General features: G+C 70.6%; 5 protein-coding genes (1 of these 5 running past the window's edge). 1 reads left to right on the forward strand and 4 read right to left on the reverse strand.

The window, feature by feature from the left end:
* Positions 1 to 406: aminoacyl-tRNA hydrolase (pth, locus tag BGN97_RS18015; RefSeq protein WP_292704647.1), on the forward strand; the 406-nt coding region annotated here is incomplete at its 5' end.
* A 21-nt stretch (positions 407 to 427) separates the two neighbouring features.
* Here the strand turns inward: pth and BGN97_RS18020 are convergent.
* From BGN97_RS18020 to BGN97_RS18035, 4 genes are all read right to left on the reverse strand, one after another.
* Positions 428 to 979, reverse strand: coding sequence for a hypothetical protein (locus BGN97_RS18020; protein WP_292704649.1), 552 nt, complete (start codon positions 977 to 979; stop codon positions 428 to 430).
* Entirely contained in the window at positions 976 to 1,986 is a 1,011-nt protein-coding gene (gene trpS, locus BGN97_RS18025) for a tryptophan--tRNA ligase (RefSeq protein WP_292704651.1), read from the reverse strand. The genes BGN97_RS18020 and trpS overlap by 4 nt, the downstream gene beginning before the upstream one ends.
* A 16-nt stretch (positions 1,987 to 2,002) precedes the next feature.
* Positions 2,003 to 2,896, reverse strand: coding sequence for an exodeoxyribonuclease III (locus BGN97_RS18030; RefSeq protein ID WP_292704653.1), 894 nt, complete (start codon positions 2,894 to 2,896; stop codon positions 2,003 to 2,005).
* A 9-nt stretch (positions 2,897 to 2,905) separates the two neighbouring features.
* Positions 2,906 to 3,411 carry part of the coding region annotated (locus tag BGN97_RS18035) for a YhjD/YihY/BrkB family envelope integrity protein (protein ID WP_292704655.1) on the reverse strand (this coding region is incomplete at its 5' end). Its footprint extends 27 nt past the window's final position, so 506 of the 533 annotated nt are shown.

Consider the following 3,411-nt stretch of genomic DNA (forward strand, 5'->3'; position numbering starts at 1 on the left):
CAAGCTCGTGCTGGCCAAGCTCAACTCGTTCATGAACGTCTCGGGCGCGCCGGTCGCGGCGCTCGCCCGCTTCTACTCGGTCGAGCCGGATCACGTCGTCGTGATCCACGACGAGCTCGACATCCCCTTCGACAGCATCCGCCTGAAGACCGGCGGCGGGCACGGCGGCCACAACGGCGTCCGGGACATCGCCCGGGCTCTCGGCACTCCCGAGTTCCCGCGCGTCCGGGCCGGCATCGGCCGTCCGCCCGGTCGCCAGGACCCCGCGGACTGGGTGCTCGGGAACTTCGGATCGGTCGAGCAGAAGACGCTCCCGATCTTCCTCTCGGATGTCGCGGACGCCACCGAGCTGCTCCTCGAGGAGGGGCTGCTCGCCGCGCAGCAGAAGCACCACGCTCGCGGCTGAAGGCACCCCGGGCCGGTGAGGTCAGCCCGCCGTCGCTGCCATCCCGTTCCCGACGCCCAGCAGCACCGACGTCAGCAGGAAGAACACGACGGGACCCAGCACGGCCAGGATCATCGCCGTGATCCCGGCTCCGCGCCCGCGACGGCGCACCGTCGCGACGATCCCGAGGGCGAGGGCGAGGATGCCGATCGCCGTCGCCGCCCAGAACAGGATCTCGACCCACAGCACCAGGGTGCGAACCGGCGTGAGTGCAGCCCACACGACGTCCCCCGTGACTGTGATCAGGGATTCCAGCGGCACCTGCATGCCGATCTGCACGGCGAGGACGCCCGCGACGATCGGCGCGACGACCACGGCGATCAGCGCGGCGACGAGCGCGAGCATGCCTGTGCGTCGGCTCGCCGGAGCGCTGTCTGACGGCACCTGATAGCCGCCGACGGGCGTCAGATAGCCACCCACCGGCACTCCGTAAGCACCAGGCGGAGCAGCGGGCGGCGGGACGGGCACCGGCGGTGCGGGCACCGGAGGCGGGGGAACCTGGCCGGACGGGGCCGGCCCTGCTCCGTCGGTCACAGCACCCTCCGCAGCAGCCCGACCTTGTCGTAGACGTCGGCGAGGGTGGCGTTCGCGACCTCGTCGGCCTTCGCGGCGTTCACGGCCAGCAGGCGGTCGAGCTCAGCGGGGTCGTCGAGCAGCGCGTTCGCGCGCTCGCGCACGGGGCCGAACTCGTCGACCACGACCTCGGCGAGGCCCTTCTTGAAGTCTCCGTAGCCGCGACCCGCGTACTCGTCCTCGATGGAGCCCACCTGGCGTCCGGTGAGGGCCGCGTAGATGGTGAGCAGGTTGGAGACGCCCGGCTTGTTCTCGCGGTCGTAGTGCACCGAACCCTCGGCGTCGGTCACCGCGCGCATGATCTTCTTCGCCGACTTCGCCGGGTCGTCCAGCAGCCACAGCACCCCGGCATCGCTCTCCGCCGACTTCGACATCTTCGACGTCGGGTTCTGCAGGTCGTAGATGCGGGCGGTGTCCTTCTGGATCACGGCCTTCGGGATCGTGAACGTCTCGCCGAAGCGCTTGTTGAACCGCTCCGCGAGGTCGCGGGTCAGCTCGACGTGCTGCTTCTGGTCGTCGCCGACAGGGACCAGCTCGGTCTGGTACAGCAGGATGTCGGCGGCCATCAGCACCGGGTAGGTGAAGAGACCCACCGAGGTCGAGTCGGCGCCGTAGCGTGCCGATTTGTCCTTGAACTGCGTCATGCGGCCGGCCTCGCCGAAGCCGGTGATGGTGCTGAGGATCCAGGCCAGCTCGGCGTGCGCGCGCACGTGCGACTGCACGTACAGGGTGGACTTCGACGGCTCGATGCCCGCGGCGATGTACTGGGCTGCGGTGCGACGGGTCTTCTCGCGCAGCTCGGCCGGGTCCTGCGGGACGGTGATCGCGTGCAGGTCGACGACCGAGAAGAAGGCATCGAACGAGGACTGCATCTCACGCCACTGCAGGAGCGCCCCGATGTAGTTGCCGGCCTGGAGGGAGTCGGCGGAGGGCTGCATTCCGGAGTAGAGGCGTGGTTTCTGAGTCACCGTTCAATCCTATTGTTCAGTACGTGTAGTCCACGATCACCGGGGCGTGGTCGCTCCAGCGCTCGGCGTAGGTCGCGGCGCGGGCGACCGTGTAGCCGGTCGCGCGGGCCGCGAGCGGGGGAGTGGCGAGGTGGTAGTCGATCCGCCAGCCGCTGTCGTTGTCGAACGCCTGACCCCGCATCGACCACCACGTGTACGGGCCGGCGACCTCGCCGTGCGCGGCGCGACCGACATCCACCCACCCGAGCCCCGTGCCTCCGGCCTCGGACGCGAAGGGACGGGTGTCGCTGAGCTGCCCGACCATGCCTCGCCCGATGCCTTCCTGCCCCGTGACGGGCTCACCCGCCGCGCCGAGGAAGCGGTCGAAGTAGGCGCGCTCGCGGGCCAGGAAGCCGGACTTCTTGACGTTGCCCTTCCAGTTGAGGATGTCGAGCGGCCGATGTCCCACGTTGAGGTCGCCCGTGACGACCGCGTGCGCGCCGTCCGCGCCCAGCTGCGCCATGCGCTCGCCCATCGCGTCGAGGAACTTCCACTTCTCGATCTGCTTCGGGGTGTCGGCCTCGCCGGAGTGCACGTAGGCGCTCACGACCGTCAGGGGCGTGCCGCCGAGATCGAAGTCGGCCTCCAGCCAGCGACCGGCGGAGTCGAAGTCCTCGTCGCCCAGCGCCGTGCGGGATGCGAGCGCGGGCACCCTGCTGAGCACAGCGACGCCGGCCCGTCCTTTCGCCGTGGCGACGTCGTGCAGCATCGACCAGTCCGGGAAGGCCTCCTGCAGATGCTCGTCCTGACCGCGCACCTCCTGCAGCGTCAGCACGTCGACATCGGCGGCGTCGAGCCAGCCGCGCATGCCGTTGCGGACCGCCGCGCGGATCCCGTTGACGTTGACAGAGGCGATTCGCAGATGTGGCACGCATCCAGCCTAATGACGGGCGGGGACACTCCGTCTCGCCGGTCGCGCGGTGCCGCGCGCCTGTCGCGAGGACGCGGTGAGCTCGGCCGCGGCGTCCTCCCACGCCTCCTGCGCCGCCACGAGGTCGGCGCGCGCGTCGCGCCGGCGCCACCAGCGCGACCGCGCCCAGGCCTCCTGCGCCTCGCGCAGCGCGCGTCGCGCCTCCTGCTCGCGGTCCACGACGAGACGGTGCGCGGCCGCAGCGGCATCCGGCTCCTCGAGCGGTTCGCCGCGATCGGCGGCACTCACCGCGATCCAGGTCGCCGAGATCAGGATCACTGCGGCGACCAGCCGGCACCACAGCAGCAGTGCGACCATGACCGCGAACGTGGCCAGCAGCGGATTGCCGGGGGAATGGGCGAAGAGCAGGCCGATGCCGAGCTGCAGCACTGCGACCGTCATCCCTCCTGCGCTCGCTCCCGGCCAGATGGTGCGCCAGTGGATCGTGGTGCCGGGCAGGAAGCGGACGAGCAGGG

Source organism: Microbacterium sp. 69-10 (assembly GCF_001897945.1).
In the GTDB taxonomy this organism is placed as follows: domain Bacteria; phylum Actinomycetota; class Actinomycetes; order Actinomycetales; family Microbacteriaceae; genus Microbacterium.